This window comes from Mucilaginibacter aquatilis (genome assembly GCF_009755275.1).
Classification (GTDB): domain Bacteria; phylum Bacteroidota; class Bacteroidia; order Sphingobacteriales; family Sphingobacteriaceae; genus Mucilaginibacter; species Mucilaginibacter aquatilis.
In genome coordinates, this window is the sequence record NZ_WQLA01000008.1 from 226903 (window position 1) to 246552 (window position 19650).

General features: G+C 41.5%; 14 protein-coding genes. 6 read left to right on the forward strand and 8 right to left on the reverse strand.

Features of this window, described 5'->3' with window-relative positions; genetic code table 11:
- Positions 1-142 precede the first annotated feature (142 nt).
- From GO816_RS18325 to GO816_RS18335, 3 genes are all read right to left on the reverse strand, one after another.
- Positions 143-1813, reverse strand: a complete 1671-nt coding sequence (locus tag GO816_RS18325; RefSeq protein WP_157543407.1) for a sodium:solute symporter family transporter — start codon at positions 1811-1813, stop codon at positions 143-145.
- Between the two features lie 48 nt (positions 1814-1861).
- A complete protein-coding gene (gene xylA / locus GO816_RS18330) occupies positions 1862-3190 on the reverse strand; it encodes a xylose isomerase (protein WP_157543408.1) in 1329 nt (442 codons plus the stop codon).
- A 108-nt stretch (positions 3191-3298) separates the two neighbouring features.
- Positions 3299-4792, reverse strand: coding sequence for a xylulokinase (locus tag GO816_RS18335; RefSeq protein ID WP_157543409.1), 1494 nt, complete (start codon positions 4790-4792; stop codon positions 3299-3301).
- A gap of 316 nt (positions 4793-5108) precedes the next feature.
- Between GO816_RS18335 and glgX the strand changes: the two genes are divergently transcribed.
- From glgX to treY, 3 genes are read left to right on the forward strand one after another with little or no spacing between them, the layout of a single operon-like run.
- Positions 5109-7253 carry a glycogen debranching protein GlgX gene (gene glgX, locus GO816_RS18340; RefSeq protein WP_157543410.1) on the forward strand — a complete coding sequence of 715 codons (2145 nt, stop codon included), beginning with the start codon at positions 5109-5111 and terminating at the stop codon, positions 7251-7253.
- The gene (gene treZ, locus GO816_RS18345) at positions 7225-9063 is read left to right on the forward strand and encodes a malto-oligosyltrehalose trehalohydrolase (RefSeq protein WP_198171575.1); all 1839 of its coding nucleotides are present in this window, start codon (positions 7225-7227) and stop codon (positions 9061-9063) included. Before glgX ends, treZ begins: the two co-directional genes overlap by 29 nt.
- Positions 9056-13282: a malto-oligosyltrehalose synthase gene (gene treY, locus GO816_RS18350; RefSeq protein WP_157543411.1), complete on the forward strand. Its 4227-nt coding sequence runs from the start codon at positions 9056-9058 to the stop codon at positions 13280-13282. Before treZ ends, treY begins: the two co-directional genes overlap by 8 nt.
- 75 nt (positions 13283-13357) lie before the next feature.
- Here the strand turns inward: treY and GO816_RS18355 are convergent, their stop codons facing one another.
- Positions 13358-14413 (reverse strand): fatty acid desaturase, encoded by a 1056-nt coding sequence (locus tag GO816_RS18355; protein ID WP_157543412.1) that lies wholly within the window; start codon positions 14411-14413, stop codon positions 13358-13360.
- Positions 14414-14519: 106 nt separating this feature from the next.
- Here GO816_RS18355 and GO816_RS18360 point away from each other — a divergent pair, with 106 nt between their 5' ends.
- The gene (locus GO816_RS18360; protein WP_157543413.1) at positions 14520-14738 is read left to right on the forward strand and encodes a hypothetical protein; all 219 of its coding nucleotides are present in this window, start codon (positions 14520-14522) and stop codon (positions 14736-14738) included.
- A 50-nt stretch (positions 14739-14788) separates the two neighbouring features.
- Here GO816_RS18360 and porT read toward each other — a convergent pair whose 3' ends face one another.
- From porT to GO816_RS18380, 4 genes are all read right to left on the reverse strand, one after another.
- Positions 14789-15517 carry a type IX secretion/gliding motility protein PorT/SprT gene (porT, locus tag GO816_RS18365; protein ID WP_157543414.1) on the reverse strand — a complete coding sequence of 243 codons (729 nt, stop codon included), beginning with the start codon at positions 15515-15517 and terminating at the stop codon, positions 14789-14791.
- On the reverse strand, positions 15518-16249 hold the full coding sequence (gene ubiE / locus GO816_RS18370) for a bifunctional demethylmenaquinone methyltransferase/2-methoxy-6-polyprenyl-1,4-benzoquinol methylase UbiE (protein ID WP_157543415.1): 732 nt from the start codon (positions 16247-16249) through the stop codon (positions 15518-15520).
- Between the two features lie 105 nt (positions 16250-16354).
- Entirely contained in the window at positions 16355-16780 is a 426-nt protein-coding gene (locus tag GO816_RS18375) for a BLUF domain-containing protein (protein ID WP_157543416.1), read from the reverse strand.
- A gap of 106 nt (positions 16781-16886) precedes the next feature.
- Positions 16887-17258 carry a response regulator gene (locus tag GO816_RS18380; RefSeq protein WP_157543417.1) on the reverse strand — a complete coding sequence of 124 codons (372 nt, stop codon included), beginning with the start codon at positions 17256-17258 and terminating at the stop codon, positions 16887-16889.
- Between the two features lie 146 nt (positions 17259-17404).
- On the opposite strand from GO816_RS18380, the gene GO816_RS18385 reads away from it, so the two are divergent.
- Positions 17405-17983 (forward strand): Crp/Fnr family transcriptional regulator, encoded by a 579-nt coding sequence (locus tag GO816_RS18385; RefSeq protein ID WP_157543418.1) that lies wholly within the window; start codon positions 17405-17407, stop codon positions 17981-17983.
- A gap of 258 nt (positions 17984-18241) precedes the next feature.
- Positions 18242-19636 (forward strand): arginine decarboxylase, encoded by a 1395-nt coding sequence (locus tag GO816_RS18390; protein ID WP_157543419.1) that lies wholly within the window; start codon positions 18242-18244, stop codon positions 19634-19636.
- The last annotated feature ends 14 nt before the right edge of the window (positions 19637-19650 follow it).

A 19650-nucleotide genomic window follows, 5' to 3' on the forward strand; every position in this document is an offset into this window, starting at 1 on the left:
AGCGCACAAGTTACAACGCTTAAGCAGCGATATTGCTTCGTGACATTTTAAATACATTTGAGTTAGCCGGCAGGTGCAGGTGTAAAACAAAAGGGCGGTGTCTTTTTAAAGATACCGCCCTTTTGTAGTTGTTATAATTTTACTACCAAAGTAAAGAGTATAGCGCTACCAGGATGCCTACAATAAGCAATGAACCTATAGCAAATGATTTTGATGTTTTAAACATTGAAGTATCAACGTCAAGGCCATTCGTTTTAACACCTCTTGATGTTTCAATAGTACTAATAATCCACATACCAATAATACAAATGATAAATACGAAGCCCATACGGTCAAGGAATGGAATTTCATATCTACCGCTGTCTTTACCAACTACTGCAAAACCACTTGAGTACAGGAATGATAAGTCAACATATTTTGGAAGGAACTTAAATATTACTGAGAATATGAAGCCACCAATTGTTGCAAACAAAGCTGCATTTGATGTGGCTTTTTTCCAGAAGAAGCCCAAAATAAACATGGCGAAAATACCCGGAGATACGAAGCCTGTATATTCCTGAATAAAGGTGAAACCGCCTTTTTTATCAATACCTAAAAATGGAGAGATTACCACACCTAATATCATAGCTACTACAACGGTTATTTTACCCACCGATACCAGTTTATAGTCAGGAGTTTCGGGTTTTAACTTTTTAAAGATGTCTAAGGTAAAGATAGTAGCAATACTGTTAGCCTTACCAGCTAAAGATGCCACAACCGCAGCTGTTAACGCTGCAAATGAAAGCCCTTTAAAGCCCGCAGGAAGCAGATTTAATAAAATTGGATAAGCGTTATCAGCGTTCTCCTTTAAACTGCCTTGTGCGCCGGCATCAAACACTTGATCTTTATACAACACGTAAGCTGCAATACCTGGCAATACCACAATTAAAGGCATCATTAATTTCAAAAATGCCGCAAATAAAATACCGTTACGGGCAGTTTTAAGGTTTGCACCTAAAGCGCGCTGCGTAATGTATTGGTTACAGCCCCAGTAGTTTAAGTTTACTATCCACATACCACCCAACAACACGGTTAAGCCAGGTAAATCAATAAAGCTCGGGTTGTCTTTCTTCAATATCATGTGGAAGTGATCGTTCGCTTTTTCGCTCATGATCTTCAACCCATTCAATACACCTGTTGAACCACTGTGCTCGGCTACAAGACTAACTGCTATATAGGTAGTTACTAAACCACCCATTATTAAGAAGAATACCTGAATAACATCGGTAAAACCAATTACCTTCATACCACCCAAGGTAATGATAACGGCAAAGAACGCTAAGCCAATTAAACAAACCGTGAAGTTTATGCCAGAGATACCGTTAACGGCAATTGCACCCAGATATAAAATTGAGGTAAGGTTAACTATAACGTATAACAACAACCAAAACACCGCCATAATCATAGCTACGGTGCTATTATAACGTTGGTGCAGGAATTGCGGCATGGTAAAAATCTTATTCCGTAAGTAAACCGGAATAAAGAATATGGCTACAATTACAAGGGTAATAGCGGCCATCCATTCATACGCAGATACGGCCAAACCCATGGTGAAGCCGTTACCGCTCATAGCTACGAACTGCTCGGCTGAGATGTTAGAAGCAATTAAAGATGAACCTATAGCCCACCAGGTTAACGAGCCTTCGGCTAAGAAATAATCTTTTGAGGTAGCGTCGGCGTTGCGTTTACGACGATACACCCATAAGCCATAAGCGGCCACAATAACAAAGTAGACTGCGAATACGATCCAATCTCCTGCGATTAACTCTTTCATTTTTTAATGTATACTTGGATTTTTGGTTTTAACTGGCAACAAGTATACTTAAATAAACCTGTTAATCAAATTTTCGAGGTACTCCTGTTTTCCACTAATTAGGGCTGGTTCACCGTTATCGATTGCATAAGCTCTGAGATCTTCCAGAGTAAGTTTACCTTCTTCAAATTCCTTTCCTTTTCCGTCGTCAAACGATGAATAGCGCTCGCTACGCACCTTTTTGTAATCAGATTTTTGCAAAATATTGTCGGCAATAATCAACGCGCGGGCAAAAATATCTACTCCGCCTATGTGTGCATAAAACAAATCGGCAGCATCAGTTGAGTTACGACGTATTTTTGCGTCAAAGTTTATACCGCCCCCCTGTAAACCGCCGGCCTGCAACAACACCAGCATATACTCGGTAACTTCAGTAATATCGTTGGGGAACTGATCGGTATCCCAGCCGTTCTGATAATCGCCGCGGTTAGCATCTAATGAGCCTAATAAACCTGCATCAGCAGCTACCTGCATTTCGTGGGCAAATGTGTGCCCGGCCAAAGTAGCGTGATTAACTTCCAGGTTCAGTTTAAAATCGTTAAGCAGGTCGTATTTCTGCAAAAAACCAATTACAGTTGCTGCATCATAATCATACTGATGCTTGCTTGGTTCACATGGTTTCGGTTCGATGAAGAAAGTACCCTTAAACCCTTGTTTGCGGGCGTAATCTTTCGATGCGTGTAAAAACTTAGCCAAGTGTTCCTGCTCGCGTTTCATATCGGTGTTTAACAGGCTCATGTAGCCTTCTCGTCCACCCCAAAACACATAGTTCTCGCCACCTAAGGCAATGGTGGCATCTAAGGCTGCTTTTACCTGTGCTGCACCATGCGCCAATACATGAAAATCAGGATTGGTTGACGCGCCGTTCATGTAACGTTTGTGTGAAAACAGGTTAGAAGTGCCCCAAAGTAATTTTATTCCGCTGGCAGCTTGCTTCTCCTTAGCGTAATCAACCAATACCTGTAAACGGCGGTCGTTTTCGTTAATGTCGTTACCGTAGTCAACCATGTCAACATCATGAAAACAATAGTATGGTAAGCCCAACTTGGTAAAAAACTCAAATGCGGCATCCATTTTATCTTTAGCACGTTCAACAGCGTCGGCTTTTTCATCCCAAGCAAAGTTGTGGGTAGCACCACCAAATGGATCGCTTCCGTTACCATTAAAAGAATGCCAGTATGCTACGGCAAACTTTAGATGTTCTTTTAAGGTTTTTCCCGCAACCACCCGGTTTTCGTCATACCAGCGGTAGGCTAAAGGGTTATCACTTTCAGGGCCCTCAAATTTAATTTGCTCTATGCCTTTGAAATACTCTCTGTTTCCTGTTACTATGTTCATAAATTATTTAATTGCGGATATCAAAATTTCGACTCCGGATCTATTTAATCGATTGTGTTATCTTGTATTCTAATTCTATAATTCCAGCCGTTACTTTACAATCGCTTCTTACATAGGAGTCTCGGCAGTAAGCTGCTTGTTCAAAAGTAATTTCCACTCCTCGTAAATTTCGTCAATCTTGCTTTTAGGTTTAGGTTCAATCACCTGCAATTTTTCCATGCCCCTAAATGCTTCGGTTGACGATGAAAACATGCCCGCTCCTATACCCGCACCTAAAGCTGCGCCAACACTGCCATTGTTATTATAAAGCTCGACAGGTACGCCGGTTACGTTTACAAAGGTTTGGGCAAATAAGTCACTTAAAAAAAGGTTGGCTTTACCTGCGCGTATTACTGTAGGATTCATACCATTACTGCGCATAATATCCAAACCATAACGGAAAGCACATGCTATGCCCTCTTGCACTGCCCGGAATATATGCGGCTGCTGATGTAAATTCAAATCAATATGGTGTAAGTGAACGCCTACCAATTTATTGCAGAGCATACGCTCGGCACCATTACCAAATGGCAGTATACGTAACCCGCTGCTACCCTCTGGCGCCTGTGCAGCCAGGCTGTTCATTTCTGTATAACTTATGTTGGCACCAAACAGGTTTTTAGCCCACCGGTTTAAGCTGCCTGTTCCATTAATACATAGCAAAACGCCCATACGCGGCTGTGCCTTGTTGTAGTTAACATGTGCAAATGTGTTCACGCGCGATTGCGGATCATAAGCAAGTTGGTCGCTTACACCATAAATAACACCCGATGTTCCGGCTGTTGCAGCAACTTCGCCGGGGTTAAGTACGTTTAATGACAAAGCATTATTAGGCTGATCACCAGCTTTATAAGCTACCGGTATACCGGCTTTAAGTTGCAAAGCAGCAGCTACATCGGCCTTTAGCCCGCCATGATTTGAAAACAAAGGTTTTACCTCCGGTATCAAGTCATCATCAAAACCAAAGAAGCGCATTACATCTTTGGATAGAGATTCCTCTTTAAAGTCGTAAAAAATTCCTTCCGACAGTGCCGACACCGTAGTAGTTATTTCACCCGTAAGCTTCATGGCAATAAAATCCCCCGGAAGCATGATCTTATCAATTTGCTCAAAAACCTGCGGCTCATTGTGCTTAACCCAGGCCAGCTTAGCCGCCGTAAAGTTACCGGGAGAATTTAACAAGTGTGATAAGCTCCGCTCCTCGCCTATAGCTTCAAATGCCTTATCACCAAACTCAATTGCCCTGCTATCACACCAAATGATGCTGTTGCGTAACACATGTTGATTGCGGTCAACTAATACAAGCCCATGCATTTGATAAGCAATACCAATGGCAGCAATATCCTGCGGGTTGTAATTGCCTTTAGCATTACACACCTTAATAGCTTCCTGTGCCTGCTGCCACCACATTTCAGGGTCTTGCTCGGCCCAGCCAATTTGCAAAGAGATAATTGGTGATTCAGTATCAGGATAATGCGCCGATGAAAGTACTTTTTGTGAACAAGCATCAACCACCGATACCTTAACTGATGATGTCCCTATATCTATACCTAATATTAGCATTCAGTTTGCTTGGGTTTTTAACATTGATGGCAATTGGTTTAACTAGCACGCCATACTTAAAATGAGGCGTTTTCAATCTCTGCAATCGATTGTCAAATATAGTTTGATTTTATTATGATGCAATAGTTAGTGTACAAAAAACACTATATTTTTCCCATAGCTCTCAGACGTCATTATCAACACACCTACATGCCGTGTCAAAGAAAAATGGCTTATAAAAGTATTAAGTATTCTTTCTTACTCCCTGTACTTGTTAATAGCTATACGCATTTTATCCACTTCTCAAACATTTTTTGTTTAAAATCCTTGATGAGGTATGAAAACAAACAGTTTCCCAGGTAAACCTTATCCGTTAGGCGCTACCCCTGACAGCAAAGGCGTTAACTTCGCTATATATGCTAGCAATGCTACTAAAGTTGAGCTTTGCTTATTTAAAACACCACAAGATGAAGTTGAATTCCTAAAAATAGATTTTACAGAACATTCGCACCATATATGGCATGCTTATGTGCCGCATTTAAAGCCGGGCCAGTTATACGGTTATCGCATACATGGCCCATATGAGCCACAGAATGGCTTGCGCTTTAATCCTAATAAATTACTTATCGATCCGTACGCAAAAGCTATATCAGGCACTATTGACTGGCATGACTCTCTTTTTGCTTATGATGTTTACAGCGACGAAAAAGACCTCAGCTTCAGTGAAACCGACAGTGCTCCATTTATACCGAAAAGCGTTGTTGTAAGTTCGAAGTTTGATTGGGAGGACGACTGTCCACCTGCAACACCTTACCACAGTACAATAATTTACGAAACCCACGTAAAAGGCTTCACTAAGCTTCATCCTGAGATTCCCGAAGAAATACGTGGCAGTTACGCAGCATTAGGGCATCCGGTAACTATTGAGTATTTAAAAAAACTTGGCATAACCGCTATTGAGCTTATGCCTGTGCACCACTTTGTGGCCGACCGTCATTTGGTTGAAAACGGCTTAACCAATTATTGGGGCTATAACACCATAGGTTACTTTGCACCTGATGCACGCTACGCCAGCGCCGGTAAACAAGGCGAACAGGTAACCGAATTTAAGCAAATGGTTAAGGAGCTGCATAAAGCAGGTATTGAGGTGATATTAGACGTGGTTTACAACCATACTGCCGAAGGTAATGAGCTTGGCCCTACCCTATCGTTTAAGGGTATTGATAACGAGGGCTACTATCGCCTCACCGAAGATAAGCGCCATTACATGGATTACACCGGTACAGGCAACACCCTTAACGCTTACCTGCCAAACGTACTGCGTTTAATAATGGATAGCCTGCGCTATTGGATTACTGAGATGCACGTTGATGGTTTCCGTTTCGACCTGGCTTCTACCCTGGCGCGCGAGCTGCATGAGGTAAACCGCCTGAGTGCCTTTTTTGATATTATTCACCAGGATCCGATTATATCGCAGGTTAAGTTAATTGCAGAGCCTTGGGATGTAGGCGAAGGTGGCTACCAGGTAGGTAAATTTCCACAAGGCTGGGGCGAGTGGAACGGCAAGTACCGCGATTGCGTGCGCGATTACTGGCGCGGCGAGCATAGTACCCTTGCTGAATTTGCATCGAGGTTTACCGGCAGCGCCGATTTATACAAAGACGATTTTAGAAACCCTACTGCAAGTATAAACTTTATTACGGCTCATGATGGCTTTACTCTGAATGATTTGGTAAGCTACAACGACAAACATAATGATGCCAATGGTGAAGATAATAAAGACGGGGAAAGCAACAACCGTTCTTGCAACTATGGCGCCGAAGGTCCCACTGATGATGAAACGATAAACCAAATACGCGAACAGCAGAAACGTAATTTTATCACCACGCTATTCCTATCGCAAGGTGTACCTATGCTGGTAGCAGGCGATGAAATGAGCCGTACCCAAAACGGTAACAATAACGCTTATTGCCAGGATAACGAAATATCATGGGTTGATTGGTCTAGCGCTGATCAGGAACTTATTGAATTCACCAGCCAGATGATTCACTTCAGGCGTAAGCACCCTGCTTTTGCCCGCAAGCGCTGGTTTAGAGGTACCCCAATTAAAGGGGTTGAAGATATTGCCTGGTTTTTACCCGAAGGTGAACAGTTTTCTGACGAACATTGGAATACTGACTTTGCTAAATCATTGGCAGTATTTATAAACGGTCGTGCTCTACGTACACGCAACAGCGTTGGTGAAGCAATTATAGATGATGGGTTCTACGTGATTTTTAATGCCCATTGGGAGCCTGTTGAATATAAGTTACCAGGAAGTTTGTACTCAAAAAACTGGACTAAAATTATTGATACCACCAACCATACCGTTGCTGACGAAGAGACTTATGATGCAGAGTCGAACATAACTGTTAACGGCCGTTCAATTGTGGTGCTTCATCACCCGGTAATATATGACCAAAGCTACAATGAATCAAATTAATACACGCCCGGGAATTAGTATCACTGATAACCGCGCATCGGTATGGGTGTGGGCGCCGGAAGCTGAAAAGGTATCCCTGAAATTAAATAGCAAATCCCTTGATTTGCAAAAAGCAGAACGGGGCTACTGGCACCTTACAAGCGATGAAATAAATACTGGCGACAAGTATAAATTTTCGATTGATGGTGGCGATGAGTTACCCGATCCAGCTTCTTTAAGTCAGCCCGACGGTGTGCATGGCTCATCAGAGGTGATTGATTTAAGAGCATTTGCATGGAAGGATGCCAACTGGCAAAATCCGGGGTTGGAAAACTACATCATATATGAGCTTCATACCGGAACCTTTACATCCGAAGGAGATTTTAGAGGCATTGAAGCCAAGCTTGACCATTTGGTAAGCCTTGGTGTTACAGCTATTGAAATTATGCCTGTTGCTCAATTTCCCGGCGAGCGCAACTGGGGTTACGACGGGGTTTTCCCTTATGCAGTACAAAACTCGTATGGTGGTGCCAGGGGCTTACAAACACTCGTTGATGCATGCCATGCTAAAGGCTTAGCAGTTGTACTTGATGTGGTGTACAATCACCTTGGTCCTGAAGGCAATTACTTCAATGGTTATGGGCCTTATTTTACCGAAAAGTATAACACGCCATGGGGCAACGCCATCAACTTTGATGATGCCGGATGCGATGCCGTACGTCATTACTTTATTGAAAATGTGCTGATGTGGTTCCGCGATTTTCATATTGATGCCCTGCGGATGGATGCTGTACACGCAATTAAAGACTTTAGCCCTGTGCATATACTGGCAGAAATTAAAAGCAGCGTGGATAGTTTAATGCAGGAAACAGGCCAAAAACACTATTTGATTGTTGAATGCGATTTGAACGATACGCGTTACATCAACCCCATCAAAAAGGCTGGTTATGGCATGGACAGCCAGTGGATAGATGAATTTCATCACGCATTGCGTATTACAGCAGGTGGCGAACAAACAGGCTATTACAGCGACTTCAGTGGTATTGATCATTTAGCTAAGGCTTACAATGATGCTTACGTTTATGATGGTCAATACTCGCCGCATCGTGATAAGAATTTTGGCAGCAAGGCTACCGAAAATGGTGGAGAGCAGTTTATAGTGTTTTCACAAAACCATGATCAGGTGGGAAACAGGATGCTTGGTGAACGCAGCAGCGAACTGTTCAGCTTCGAGATGCAAAAGTTAATGGCCGGAGCTGTACTTACATCGCCTTATTTACCTATGTTGTTTATGGGCGAAGAATGGGCCGAGACCAATCGCTTTATGTACTTTGTTAGCCATACTGATCCTGAATTGGCAGAAGCTGTGCGTAAAGGACGTAAAGAAGAATTTGCGGCGTTTCATGCGCAGGGCGAAGCGCCAGACCCAATGTCGGAGGAAACTTATGAAAATTCCAAGTTGCAGTGGAATTCATTAAGTAACGACAAGCACAAGCTTATGCTCAATTTTTACCGTGAGCTTATTGCACTTCGTAAAAGCTTACCACCACTAAGTAAATTAAGCCGAAAAGAAACCAAAGCGGTAGCCGATACAGCAACAAACACGCTAACGCTTACCTGTAAAAATGGAGATAAGACGGCAATAGTATTGATGAACTTTTCTCTTAACATTCAAACACTATATTTACCAGCTACGTCATCGTCATGGACTAAACAATTTGATTCTGCCGATGTAAAATGGAACGGCCCGCATGCCGCTCCATCAAGTTTAATTACCGAAGCACCTGTGCAACTTCAACCCGAATCATTTATAATTTATATTAATGAATAATCCTGTTGCTACCTACCGTATTCAATTCCATTCGGAGTTTACGTTTGATGATTTTGAGCGTATTATTCCTTACCTGCAAAAGCTGGGTGTAAGTACAATATATGCCTCCCCTGTGTTTGAGGCGGCTCCGGGTAGCACGCACGGTTATGATGGCGTGAATCCGCATCGCATCAACCCTGAAGTTGGCACCGAAAAACAGCTAAAAGCAATCACTGGCAAATTAGCACAAAGTAATATTGACTGGTTGCAGGATATTGTTCCTAACCACATGGGTTTTCATCACAATAACCCGTGGTTAATGGATGTACTTGAAAAGGGGAAACTCTCTATGTACGCATCTTTTTTTGATGCAACATGGACCTCTGCCCTATTCAGGGATGAACCGCTTATGGTTCCATTTTTAGGAAGCAGCTTAAACGAAACTATTGAAAACAACGAACTTTTAGTTGCCTATGAACAGCAGCAGGGCCTGGTTTTTAAATATTTTGATAGTTTATATCCGCTAAGCCCTGCTTCCTATGCTAGTATACTGGGCAACGTTCAAAATACAGAGAATAAATCTTTGCAAAGCCTGGTTAAAGGTATCAATACCCTACCAACTACCGATACAGGCCTGTATGCAATAAGATGGCAGGGTGTAAAGCAAAAGCTTATTAAGGCCTTCAAAGATGAAGATTTTAAGCAGCACTTTGACCAAAGCATAGTTTTGGTAAACCAAAACCACGATTTGTTGAAGCAATTAGCAAATACTCAAGCTTACCGATTGTGCAGCTGGCAGGAAACCGACCAAAGTATTAACTTCAGGCGTTTTTTTACGGTGAACAGTCTTATTTGCTTAAACATTCAAGACAAAGCCGTATTTGACCATTTTCATCAATTTATTAAGCACCAGGTTGAGGCGGGTGTGTTTAAAGGCTTACGCATTGATCATATTGACGGACTTTATGACCCTGCTCAATACCTTGAACGCTTAAGAGAACTTGCCGGCGACGACACTTATATAGTCGCTGAAAAAATCCTCGAACACGGCGAAAAGCTTCCTGAAAGCTGGCCGCTTCAAGGTACATCAGGCTACGATTACCTGGCTGTGTTAAATAATCTGTTTACTAACGCTGGAGCAAAAAAGAGATTTACGTCTTTTTACAATGACCTTGTTGATAGTGAGAAACCGGTTCATGAGCAAATAAAAACTAAAAAAGCAGCTATTTTATTTGAGCACATGGGTGGCGAGCTGGACAATTTGTATCAGCTGTTTAAACGCCTTAAACTTACCGACAGAAAACTGATTGACGGCATTGATGCCGATTTGGTTAAAAAAGCTATTGCGCAACTGCTTATTCTTTGCCCTGTATACCGCTACTATGGTAATCAACTACCGTTGCAGCCCGATGAGTATGATGCGGTAAAGGCAATATTTACACAGGCCAAAGATGAAAATGCTAAACTGCGGCCGGCTTTAAATTTGTTGGAAATTGTACTGCTTGAAAAGCCAAAACTTGGCAGTGCAGATTACAACCAACGCGCCTTACAATTTTATCAGCGCTTAATGCAGTTCAGCGGCCCGCTAATGGCTAAAGGAGTTGAGGATACATTAATGTATACCTACAACCGCTTTATTGGTCATAACGAGGTTGGTGATGCGCCGGAAGCGTTTGGTATAAGCACTAAAGAATATCATAAGCTGATGAAGCAGCGTCAACAGCAATGGCCGCTTGCTATTAATGGCACATCAACACATGATACAAAACGTGGGGAAGATGTTAGGGCTCGCCTTAACGTGCTTACGGATTTATCAAAAACATGGATTAAAACGGTAAAGCAGTGGCAACAAATAAACGCCGATCTTAAAAAAGGTGAGGCACCCGACGTTAATGATGAATACTTCATTTACCAAACACTGGTAGGGGCATACCCAATGCCGGGCCAGCCCGAAGATGATTTTACAAACCGGGTGCAAGAGTACCTGACCAAGGCATTACGGGAGGCCAAAACAAACTCAAACTGGGCACAACCTGATGAGGAATATGAAAAGGCAACACTAGGCTTTGCTGCACAGCTTTTAAATAAAGAAAGCGACTTTTGGCCTTCATTCGAAGCCTTCCATCAAAAAATTGCTGACTATGGAATTATAAATTCTTTAGCCCAGGTATTGCTTAAGTTCACAAGTCCGGGTATACCTGATGTTTACCAGGGTACCGATCTATGGGATTTAAGCTTAGTTGACCCTGATAACCGCCGCCCTGTTGATTACGAGTTAAGAAACCGTTTTCTAACTGAAATTAGTGACAGTGAGGATAACGGAGCTCTAATTAGTAAGCTATGGAATGAACGCTTTAGCGGACAGATCAAATTGTGGCTTACACAAAAATTATTTACCGAACGCAGGGAAAACGCTGAGGCTTTTGCTAAAGGGAGCTATATTCCGCTGAAGGTGAAAGGTGCTTACAGCGATTATATCATAGCTTATGCGCGGCGCTATAAGCAAACATGGTATTTAACCATTGCTCCTGTAAATTTACCTGAGCTTTGCCGCGACCAGGATCGCAATGCAAATGAATTAAAATGGCGCAATACCCGCGTTATACTACCGGCCGAAGCACCTGCCGAATGGAGTAACATTTTAAATGGCATTGATGGAAAAGCTATTGAAAGCAGTATTCGCATTAAAGATGTGTTTAATACCATTCCATTAGCAGTACTCAAACTGCAGCTACCTGAAACAAACAGGGGAGCTGGTATACTAATGCACATAACTTCATTACCTTCACCATTTGGTGTGGGTGATTTGGGTACAGGCGCCTACAATTTTGCAGATTTTTTAAGCCGTTCAGGACAAAAATACTGGCAACTGCTTCCATTAAACCCAACCGGTGCGGAGCAGCAGTTTTCGCCCTATAGCTCGGTAAGTAGCATGGCGGGCAACAACCTTTTAATAAGTCCGCAGTTGCTTGTTGAAGCAGGTTTGCTTACCTCCAAGGATATTGAAAAATTCACCCTGCCTGTAAATGCCAAAGTTGATTACAATGAGGCCAGTAATATAAAAAGTCAGTTGCTGGCTGCGGCATACCGCAACTATACCGAGGGAAACTTTAACAAGCTGGAAAAGCAATATGAACGGTTTTGCAAAAAAGAGGCTTACTGGCTTGATGATTTTGCCTTGTTTATAGCCTTAAAGCAAAACTTTAATAACGAGCCTTGGTACGAATGGCCGGCAGAACACAGGCAGCGTAAAGCAACAGCTATCAAACGCTTTAGCAGTTTGCAGGAGGCTACTATTAACGAAATTAAATGGCAGCAATTTATTTTTGATCGCCAATGGCATGATCTTAAAAGCTATTGCAGTCAATTAAACGTTACCCTTTTTGGCGATATACCATTTTATGTAAGCCATGATTCGGTTGATGTTTGGGCTAATATTGATGGCTTTAATTTAGATGCCGATGGCCGAATGGCGGGCGTTGCTGGCGTACCTCCGGACTACTTCAATGCCGATGGGCAACTATGGGGAATGCCTGTTTACCGCTGGGACGTGATGAAAGCCAGAGGTTACGATTGGTGGATAAAACGCCTGAAAAAAAACATGGAGCTTTTTGATCTTATCAGGTTAGATCACTTCCGTGCATTTTCTGCTTATTGGGAAGTACCCGCCGGTGATGACACTGCCAAAAACGGCAAGTGGAAAACCGGTCCTGGCAATGACTTTTTTAATGCTGTTAAAGATGCCCTAGGTAAGCTTCCATTTGTTGCTGAGGACTTAGGTGAAATTGATGAACCGGTATTTAAGCTGCGCGATGAGTTTGAAATGCCCGGTATGAAAATTTTGCAGTTTGCGTTCGGAGACAACGTTGCAGCATCATTATACATACCACATAATTATCAGGAAAACTATCTTGTTTATACAGGTACGCATGATAATAATACCACCGTTGGCTGGTTTAATGAAGATGTAACCAAAGATGTTAAAAAGCAAATTGAGCAGTATACGGGCCAGTCGGTAAAGTCAAAAAACATACATGATGTTCTGGCACGCCAGGCTTATGCCTCAACTGCAAAGATTGCAATTTTACCCATGCAGGATGTTATAGGAGCCGATGCGTCTTCACGTATGAACAATCCATCATCTATAAAAAACAACTGGATATGGAGACTTACAGAAACCATTGATGAGAGTACTGAAGGAAAGCTGTTAAACTGGGTACGATTATACAACAGAATGTAACAACCACCTTTTCGGCAACATCTTTTTAAACAACACAACCCGCTTGATGCGGGTTTTGTTGTTATATGGAACTTACTACTTTACAAGTACAGGTTGCGGCTGTATTTGCGCCAATTTGTATGGCTGGTAGTACTCTTTCAAAAACTTCTTTTTGGAATCGGTATACTCCGTAACACCACCAATAAGATGCAAGAATTTGATATAGCACCAGGCTAAATCAAGCTGGTGCGGCAAAAACCCTGAACGTGCACTTTTAGGATATAAGTGATGATTGTTATGCCACTCACCCGCTACAATGCCCGGCCACACCTGGTTAACCGACATATCGGCCTGGTTGTAATCTGTACCTTCTCTTCGTTTGTCTTCTCCTTTGCCGTGCCCTTCATAGTTGAAAGTACGTACACCAACAGCCCAAAATCCGGCGGCACCAAATAGCGTACAAGCTAGTGCATGGCCGCCAATTAAATAAAACGTCAGATACCAAAACCCCCAGTTAAGTAGTATACCGGCAATGGTGCGCAACGGGCAAGCCAACGTTCCCCATTTTTGGTAGCGCAAATAACTATTAGATACCTGGCCAGTATGCTGCATTAGTTTTACACAACGTTTGTAGGTTTGCTCATCCATATCACGGGCAATGGCCTGATGGTTAACATCCGCTAAAAAGCAATATAAAAAGCCACCTTGGGCATTATAGGGGTCGCCCGGCTGATCTGACTTGGCATGGTGCACGTGATGTGATATAACGTATATCTCTTCGGGAATAATCTTAAGTGTAATGTTCTGCGTAATAAAACGCCAAACAGGGTTACGAAACTTGTACGCCCGGTGAGTACAGTAACGGTGATACCAAACTGTACCATGCGAACCCATCACTATCATGCTGTAAGCAAAAGCAATAAATAACAGTCCAAACGTAAAATACTTGAAGATGAAAAAGCATAACGGAACTGCCAGGCACACAATCATCATCCAGCTTGTGAATGATAGCCAGTTCTTTTTATTAGAAAAAACGTTTAGCCTGAAAAAAAATTCTTTGAAAATTTGGGAAGCCTTAGGCTTTGATAAATCACCATTCTCATTCACCCAGCCATAGGAAGGCTGCTCCAACACGCGGTCAATAAAAGCCATCAGTTGTTTAGTTTAAATTAATTGTTTTGTAAGGTAAGTATTAAATGTTAGATTATTGTAATTTTTAACACAACCTTAACAGTGATTTGGTTGTTACAAAATAACTATGGAAGACTTTGGAATAACACTATCAATAAACAGCCGCTTGATTGAAGCCACCGTGCACCCGCATATTGAAGGCGAAACCACCTACTATGATGTCACTACCGATGATTTTTCAATAAGCATATATAAGGAGACAATGTATACTTGGGCTGCAATGGATGATGCAGGCTTTAGCGCTGAGGAAATACAAACCATTGGCGAACAGTTGAACGACTATTAAAGGCGTAATTAATAGTAATGCAAAAGCGTAGTTAGGTAGCGTAATTTGAGTTACTCAAAATGTAAGCTAAACATTAAACTATGCAAAAATAACTTATTTAATGGCTGGCTTAAGGGAGCGTTACCAACTAAAACACTGTTAAAGGAGTTAGCTACCTTAATTTCAGGAGACATTTTGAAGTACTCGAAATAAATATCGCATCCCAAGCCAAACTCATATGATCCTATTCCTCTCCGGTTTAGGATTTTTTGTTGCAAAGGTTCGTCGTTCGGGTCAATTTTACCTTTATTCACTGCAAGCGAGTACTTTACACCGGCAACGAGATAAGCCCGGAAATTTTTTAACCTGTCTGACCGTAGCTTTAGCAACAACGGCATGTCAATAGATGTGGTTTGAATTTGACGATTAAGATCATCAGCCTTATTTTCAAATTCATAATTAAGCTCACGATCGGCAAATACCAAAGCAGGCGTCGTTCTCAGCTCTAAATGCTCGGCTACCCTGTATCGTGTTATAAAACCCACTGTAAAACCGGGCGTTGGCTTTGAGCTTATACGTGTTAAAGGGCTGGTTAAATTGCTACCTGTTTCAGGATCTTTTATGGGTGTGCGCCATGTATCCTGCCTTACAATCTTATAATCTTGCTGTATGTATTGAAAGCTAAAGCCAAAACTTATGAGGTTTTCATCGGCACCTCCACCCCAGGCCTGCACCTGTGCGTAGCAGAGGTTGCCAAGTAGCACTAATGCCAGTAACGTTATGGCCTTTTTTACCATCATTTACTTTATACCTGTGTAAACAGAACAAATACCAAATAATAAAGGCCTGTTTTTAGTGCTTTTAAAACCAACCTTTTCCATAAGGGCTACAAAATTTTTACCATCAGGAAATGCAGCAACAGACTCGGGCAGGTATGAATAGGCACGGGCATCTTTTGAGAAAAGCCGGCCTATACCAGGTGTTATATATTTAAAATAAAAATTGTAAAGCTGCTTAACCGGAAACACCTTCGGCTTTGAAAACTCAAGCACTACAGCTTTGCCGCCTGGTTTTAATACGCGCCTCATATCGGCCAGGCCGGCCTCAAGGTTTTCAAAGTTGCGTACACCATAAGCAACTGTAAGTGCATCAAACTCATCACTTTCAAATGGTAGCTTTTCAGAGTCACCTAAACGCACTTCAAAACGATCGCTTAGTCCGCGTTTGGCTATCTTCTGTTTAGCAATGTCAAGCATTCCTGCTGAAATATCAACACCTATAATTTTTTTAGGCTTTAATATGGATAATGCTTCAAAGGCAAAGTCACCTGTGCCTGTAGCAACGTCAAGTATGCGTTTTGGCTGTGCAGCCTTAAGCTCATTAATTGCAATTTTACGCCAAACAATGTCAATACCCAACGACATAAAGTGGTTTAAAAAATCATAGGTTTTTGATATGTTATTGAACATATCGGCAACCTGCTCTTTTTTAGTTGACTGTTGGTTTTGATACGGCGTTACAATTTTACTCATGAGGCCGTAAAGATAACGATTTTGTTATTAAGGAAACTGTACAGAATAGATTAGCGAAGCCTGATAATAGTTGTTTATCTGTAATTTTTAATCGTGAACTTGCTATTAGTAGTTATCAGACATGCGGTTGGTGTCGGCAAAAGTTTTCATCATGTTAATGATGGCATTTGACTTTTCGTTGCTTAAAAATCCGGGTTGCCGCGGATCGATGTAAGCATCAAATTCCGCCAGTTCATCGGCATTAGCTGCTTTAAAACCCATACGCCACTCCGGAAAATGTCGTTGCTCCAATTCTCCTTCCGTCATTTTTATAATATTTTTATGACGGAAGTCGTGCTCAATTGATTTGTATGTTTCGGCAAGTTGGGACGGTTCACCCTCCAACATTTGTATAAACACCCCTTCACCGTAAAGCAGCATTCCGGTAAGGTTATTTTTTTTGTTGTTTTTGCGGCTTGCTTCCAGTATATCCAAAAGCTCATCCTGATTCATCAGATGATCGGCGGTACTAATGTAAACTAAGTATTTCATGCAGGTAGAATGGCTACAAATATACAAGCCAGTGCATGGCCTTTTGTTCTTATGCTAATGGCTGTGCATGTAATATTTATCTTACATACACCTTTTTGCTATTAACTTATGCCGCCAAAGGAAGTTTATTATGGATAAGGTTTAAAAACTGATCCATGTCAAAAGGTCTAGGTATAACTCCATCGGGTGGTCCTTGCTGGTTATACGATTCCATAATATCCATTAAACCCGAACACATAATAACCTGTATATGTTGCAAATTCGTATTCAATTTTATATCACGGCAAACTTCACGACCATCACCATCCGGAAGCCTTGCATCAAGTATAATTAAATGAGGCTCGAATTCTTCTATTGCATCGTATATACCTTCAACACGTTCATGGCGTTTAATTACATACCCTCTTTTTTCAAGAATTAATGATGTTATGCTTAGGGTAAGCTTGTCATCGTCTATCAATAGAATTCTGTTTTTCATGCTCTAATACCGATATACACACTTGAAACCCACTTTATTAATTATAGTTTTTAAGGATAGTGTATTTTGCACACCTAATAGTGATAATTTCAATCTACGTTTTGAAATCCTGCAGTTCATGAATAAAGTTTTACTTTTATTCTTTTATGAACGCGCATTTTGAACTGATTACTGAGAATGTAAGCAAGCATGTGATGCTTACGCCAGCCGAAAAGGATTTGTTTACCGGCATGCTTCAACCTAAGCAAATTAAACGCAAACACCATTGGGTTGCCAACGGCGATGTTTGCCGCCACTCGGCGTTTGTTATTTCAGGATGCTTAAGGGGCTATACCGTTGACCAAAACGGCTATGAACATGTGCTTAGCTTTGCCCCGCGCGATTGGTGGATGGCCGACATGTACAGCTTACTTACCCATCAGCCGGGGAGCCTTAATATTGAAGCATTGGAAGACACCGAAATGCTGTTGCTTCCAAAAAGCAGTCAGGAAGATTTATATAAACAAGTGCCTAAGTTTGAACGTGTATTTCGTTTACTGGCCGAAAAATCATTAGTAGCTTACCAGCAACGCCTTATTGATAACCTGAGTTTGCCGGCTGCCGAACGGTACGACCGCTTTTGCAAGCGCTATCCTACGTTAATTCATCAGCTACCTCAAAAGCAAATAGCCTCGTACATTGGTGTAACACCTGAATTTTTCAGCAAGATGCGGAAGGCGATGTGATGGTTGGCTCATTAGCTGGTTTATGCTATAAATTTATGCGATTGCAAGCTGCTCAAACTAAACATAATATGGTTTGTTTTTATACCTATGTAATCATTCAACAACTTAATTACTAAACCCATAGGTCAACAAGCTTATAACCAACAAACTATAGTTGATTAACAAATTACAATTGAGCGATAAAATTGTATGAGTTTTTAAGCACTATTTAGCTAAAAAAAATTCATTTTTGCCAAAATTTAAACTACGTAATAAAGAATGCAAAGTTACCAGGAGTTTCTGGACCTGAGCGTGGGTTTTCCGCAGGAAGGTTTCGAGATCATAGATGATGAGTTATACTTTCATGACCTCAACCTGATGGAAATGATTGAAACGTACGGTACACCGTTGAGGTTTACATATGTGCCAATCATATCTAAAAAAATTCAGCAGGCTAAACTCATGTTTCAGCAGGCTATTATCAAAAACAACTATCGCGGCAGCTATAAATATTGCTATTGTACCAAAAGCTCGCATTTTAAGCACGTAGTTGAAGAGGCATTACGCAACGACATTCACCTTGAAACATCATCGGCCTTTGATATGCCAATGATTGATGCGTTGGAGAAAAAAGGTGTAGTAAGCAAAGAAATTACGGTTATATGCAATGGGTTTAAAACCTATCAGTACAAGCAATATATTGTTGATATGCTGCACGACGGTTTTAAAAACATTATACCTGTTTTAGATAATAAGGAGGAGTTTAATATTTATGATGACGAGATTGAGCTTGATGAGCCTTGCAATCTTGGCATACGTATAGCTTCGGAAGAACAACCTGACTCTCAGTTTTACACCTCGCGTTTGGGCATCCGGATGGAGGACGTAATTGATCTGTATTACAATAAGATTGAGAAAAACCCTAACTTCCACGTTAAACTACTGCACTTTTTCATTAATTCGGGCATTTCTGATACACCGTATTACTGGAATGAGTTGGAAAAATACGTTACGCTTTACTGTAAGTTTAAAAAGATAAACCCACACCTGGATACACTGGATATTGGTGGTGGTATGCCTTTTAAAGATTCATTGGTTTTTGACTTTGATTACGAGTACATGATCAATGAAATTGTAAGCCGTATTAAAGAGATTTGTGCTGAGCACGAAGTTGAAGAACCGGATATCATTACCGAATTTGGTAAATATACTTGTGCCGAGGCTTCGGGCATTTTATACAAAGTATTAGGCCGTAAACAACAAAATGACCGTGAAAAATGGTTAATGCTGGATGGCTCATTCATTACTAACCTGCCTGATGTTTGGGCGTTAAACCAAAAGTACATTTTGCTGCCTATAAACAACTGGGATGCTGAGTACGAGCGCGTAAACCTTGGCGGTATAACCTGCGATGGGCAGGATTATTACAACCAGGAAGCACACATGAACAGTGTTTATATGCCTAAAACACGTAAAGTGCAATATTTAGGCTTCTTTAATACAGGGGCTTATCAAGAGGTTTTGAGCGGGTACGGTGGTATACATCACTGCTTACTACCATCGCCTAAGCACGTTTTAATACGCCGTAACCGCGATGAAACATTTAACTTTGAAGTGTTTGGCGAAGAGCAAAATAGTAAGCAGGTGTTGAAAATATTAGGCTACACAGCTTAATTTAACCAACTTAC